Here is a 2,482-nt window from a genome sequence, read left to right as displayed (position 1 = left end):
CCCATTCTTCTTCCAAAACGGGACTTGGTTTAATAATATCTTCTTTACCCATTTTTTATCCTTTCTAAAATCACACAAACTTTTCATTTCATATTACTTTTCATGAGTATCTACCAATTCTGAAGGTCTAAAATATCTAATAAATCCAACAGTGTCATTTTTATCAACTGTATGTTCACATTTAACCAGACTCTTAGCCTTATCAGGACTATTCCATTGACCTCTTTTATAAATTTCTAATGGCTTAACCCATCCGTAATATTGTGTATATTCACCAGCAGTATTCTTTAATCTATAAAACTTACCAATTTGAATATCTTGTATTCTCATTTATTTCTCCTTTTTACATCGGATTCACGTTCCAATGCATACCACTCAAAATATTTATTAAAGCATTCTTATCCTTTTCATGTGCTTGAGCTACGGCACATTTTACAAGCGAGTCTTCTATACTCAACGGTTTTCTACATAGCTCTCTGTCAATTTGCTTATCCAAGAAATCAATTAGGTCACTTAATTCATTTTCGATTGAATTGAACCCAACATTACCCAATGCAGTGTCTACTAAATTTGAATGAACTCTTTCTTTTTCTTTAATCTTTACATTCTCAAACGCTCTTAATTCATCTTTCCCAAGCCATTTAATCCATGCTCCACAATCTGAACAATATAACCCAGTATTACTTCCTTTTACTTCTGTATGTAAACCTAAACTCCCACACTTCTTACAACAATTTTGATACATTTAACCACCCTTTCTATTTGTTTAATATTTTAAATTACGGAACAAAAGAAGTCTTTTATGCTGATTTTAATTTGAACCCATTATTCTCTGTAAATGTCACCATACCCAACGAGATAAGATAATCTACAAGGATTTTAGATCCTTCATATGTCCACTGAAAATCAGGTTTATTATGCTCAACTCCATTACCATCAAAATATGTGTTATCACACTCCACAATAATTTTGGTATCAGGATAGTGCTTTAAGAAATCTCCACTAATCTGTGATGTCTTTGTATATACGCCTGCCTTCTTTAATTTACTAGCAAGTGTTTGTGGCTTTGTATCCAATTTCGTTGATAATTCTGTTTTAGTTAGCATACCAGTTTTAGAACATAAAAATCTCTCGTACACATCAATTTGACTTAGAAGCTTTTCATTTTCTTCCACTTGCTCAATCAGTTGTAATAACGCTTCTTTATATGAAGTAGGTAATGCTTTTGCGTTTTGCTCTTTAAGGGTTGTTTCCATTTTATTGAATGCTTCTATGTATTTTAATTTCCACTGTAATGCTTCCGATCCAGTGAATCCCATAGCCAACAATGAGAATCCATCTCTATTAGCTTGATATTCAATATTACTTTTTCCATTGGATGCCTTATATTCTGCCTTTTTGAATAGAGCCGAAAATTCGGCTGTACTCATTTCACTCATAAACCCCTTGATTATATCAAGAACGTGAGTATGTCTCTTTCCAAATCTTTCAGCAATTTCTCTACTACTTACTCTAACTTCACCATCTACTTCTTTTAAAATAATTTCATTATCCATTCAACTTCTCCTTTTCTTATTTATTTAATATCTTGTCTTTATGCAACCAAATACGTTGTTTATACGCTCCAAGTAACAGTTCTTTTTCCATCAGCAATACCAACCATGTTTATAAATGGTAAATATTCTAATGTTGATGCAAGTTTACTTTTACATTCTTCACATAAATTATTTTCACATAATTCAATAGATTTACACATTACTAGTTTTGCCGTACCAGTTTTATCTGTAGTATACGTATCTTTTATGCGTGGCAATTTATATACATCATTAATAGTACATTCCTTACCGCAACAATCGCACATCACTTTAACCATGTTTTTAATGCTCCCTTCTATACTATTAGTAAGCTTGCCCTATATTCCATTATTTTACTCTGCAAATATGAAGGTTGAGTAGGGTATTCAATCTTTAACTTATCTAGCACTTTTTTATCATAACCTAATAGCTTTACACAATCTAAAGCCTGATCCTCATCAAAATAATCCAATTCTTCTTGTATATCAAATCTACCATGTCTAATTAAAGCTGAATCAATCCTATCTTTGTAATTTGTGGTTGCTATGTATATGGTGTTATCAGTGGAATAAATACCGTCTAATAATTGAAATATTGCGTTTTGATTATTATCTTTTTTCTTCTTTTGTTCATTATCTAATTGACATCCATCAAGTTCTTCCCTGCTTTTAAAATACATATCGAAGTCTTCAATTAACACAATAATTGTTCCTTCATATTTCTTTCTCATCTTTAATATACCGTTTACGGAACTCATTATATTATTAGGATCTATTGTTAAAATCGGTGCATTATTAAACATGGAACTGATGGCTTTTGCTACTGTAGATTTACCCGTTCCTGGTTTTCCATATAAAAATACACCTATTTTATGAACTAATTCATTATCACCATACCAAGTCTTACTG

Annotated in this window: 5 protein-coding genes; all 5 read right to left on the bottom strand. The window is 31.3% G+C overall.

Annotation, left to right across the window (positions count from 1 at the left end):
- Positions 1-93: 93 nt before the first annotated feature.
- Positions 94-330, bottom strand: a complete 237-nt coding sequence (locus tag ACW2QF_RS19505; RefSeq protein ID WP_455717683.1) for a hypothetical protein — start codon at positions 328-330, stop codon at positions 94-96.
- 13 nt (positions 331-343) lie between these two features.
- Positions 344-745 (bottom strand): hypothetical protein, encoded by a 402-nt coding sequence (locus ACW2QF_RS19500; protein WP_455717682.1) that lies wholly within the window; start codon positions 743-745, stop codon positions 344-346.
- A gap of 55 nt (positions 746-800) precedes the next feature.
- Positions 801-1,556 carry a Rha family transcriptional regulator gene (locus tag ACW2QF_RS19495; protein ID WP_455717681.1) on the bottom strand — a complete coding sequence of 252 codons (756 nt, stop codon included), beginning with the start codon at positions 1,554-1,556 and terminating at the stop codon, positions 801-803.
- A gap of 59 nt (positions 1,557-1,615) precedes the next feature.
- On the bottom strand, positions 1,616-1,873 hold the full coding sequence (locus tag ACW2QF_RS19490; RefSeq protein ID WP_455717680.1) for a hypothetical protein: 258 nt from the start codon (positions 1,871-1,873) through the stop codon (positions 1,616-1,618).
- Between the two features lie 17 nt (positions 1,874-1,890).
- Positions 1,891-2,482: AAA family ATPase (locus ACW2QF_RS19485; RefSeq protein WP_455717679.1), on the bottom strand; the 592-nt coding region annotated here is incomplete at its 5' end.

Source organism: Anaerosporobacter sp. (assembly GCF_965301125.1).
Note: the sequence above shows the minus strand (reverse complement) of the source record. Positions and strands in the feature narration are given on the sequence as shown.